Origin of the sequence: Streptomyces sp. NPDC048484, assembly GCF_040651415.1 — a bacterium.
In the GTDB taxonomy this organism is placed as follows: domain Bacteria; phylum Actinomycetota; class Actinomycetes; order Streptomycetales; family Streptomycetaceae; genus Streptomyces.
Genome location: NZ_JBEZJY010000143.1, coordinates 1 through 1,587, shown reverse-complemented (window position 1 = coordinate 1,587; position 1,587 = coordinate 1). Strand labels below are relative to the sequence as shown.

General features: G+C 65.1%; 1 protein-coding gene and 1 pseudogene. Both read right to left on the bottom strand.

What is annotated here, in order from left to right:
* On the bottom strand, positions 1 to 1,358 hold a 1,358-nt coding region (gene treS / locus AB0D14_RS44950; RefSeq protein ID WP_362791326.1), incomplete at its 3' end, for a maltose alpha-D-glucosyltransferase.
* Positions 1,355 to 1,587: pseudogene (locus AB0D14_RS44945) on the bottom strand (alpha-1,4-glucan--maltose-1-phosphate maltosyltransferase); the annotation flags it as partial. The pseudogene AB0D14_RS44945 and the gene treS, both read right to left, overlap by 4 nt.

Here is a 1,587-nt window from a genome sequence, read left to right as displayed (position 1 = left end):
GCTTCGACGTTGGTGACCTGGTAGCCGTGGACGGGGTCCATGATCGTGGGGAGGTAGAGGCGTCCGGGGTCGCAGGAGGAGAAGCCGGCGTTGCGGTCGGGGGTCCATTGCATGGGGGTGCGGACGGCGTCGCGGTCGCCGAGCCAGATGTTGTCGCCCATGCCGATCTCGTCGCCGTAGTAGAGGATCGGGCTGCCGGGCAGGGAGAGCAGGAGTGCGGTGAAGAGTTCGATCTGGTTGCGGTCGTTGTCGAGGAGGGTGGCGAGGCGTCGGCGGATGCCGATGTTGGCGCGCATGCGGGGGTCTTTGGCGTATTCGGCATACATGTAGTCGCGTTCTTCGTCGGTGACCATTTCGAGGGTGAGCTCGTCGTGGTTGCGCAGGAAGATGCCCCATTGGCAGCCGGTGGGGATGGCGGGGGTTTTCGCGAGGATTTCGGAGACGGGGTAGCGGGATTCGCGGCGGACGGCCATGAAGATGCGTGGCATGACGGGGAAGTGGAAGGCCATGTGGCATTCGTCGCCGCCGGCGGTGTAGTCGCCGAAGTAGTCGACGACGTCTTCGGGCCATTGGTTGGCTTCGGCGAGGAGGACGGTGTCGGGGTAGTGGGCGTCGATTTCGGCGCGGACGCGTTTGAGGACCTGGTGGGTGGCGGGGAGGTTTTCGCAGTCGGTGTTTTCTTCGGCGAAGAGGTAGGGGACGGCGTCGAGGCGGAAGCCGTCGATGCCGAGGTCGAGCCAGAAGCGCAGGGCGGAGATGATTTCTTCGACGACGGCGGGGTTTTCGAAGTTGAGGTCGGGTTGGTGGGAGAAGAAGCGGTGGAAGTAGTACTGCTTGCGCAGGGGGTCGAAGGTCCAGTTGGAGGCTTCGGTGTCGACGAAGATGATGCGGGCGTCGGCGTATTGGCGGTCGTTGTCGGCCCACATGTAGTAGTTGCCGTAGGGGCCGTCGGGGTCGTTGCGTGAGGCCTGGAACCAGGGGTGCTGGTCGCTGGTGTGGTTCATGACGAAGTCGATGATGACGCGCATGCCGCGTTGGTGGGTGGCGTCGACGAATTCGACGAAGTCGGCGAGGTCGCCGAATTCGGGGAGGACGGCGGTGTAGTCGGAGACGTCGTAGCCGCCGTCGCGCAGGGGGGACTGGAAGAAGGGGGGCAGCCACAGGCAGTCGACGCCGAGCCATTGGAGGTAGTCGAGTTTGGCGGTGAGGCCTTTGAGGTCGCCGATGCCGTCGCCGTTGCTGTCCTGGAAGGAGCGGACGAGGACTTCGTAGAAGACGGCGCGTTTGAACCATTCGGGGTCCCGGTCCTTGGCGGGGGTGTCTTCGAAGGTGTCCGGGACGGGTTCGTTGACGATCATGTGGGTGACCCTCCGGTGGGCGGTGGGGACGGTCGCAGGACGGTCACTACGTGCGCGGGGTGGTGGCCGGGTGTGAGGCGCACGTAGGTGGTCCTGCCCCAGTGATAGGTCTCGCCGGAGAGCTCGTCGCGCACCGGCACCGACGCGTGCCGGTCCAGGCCGAGTCGTGGCATGTCCAACGAGACCGTGGCTTCCTGGGTGTGGTGAGGGTCGAGGTTCACGACCACCA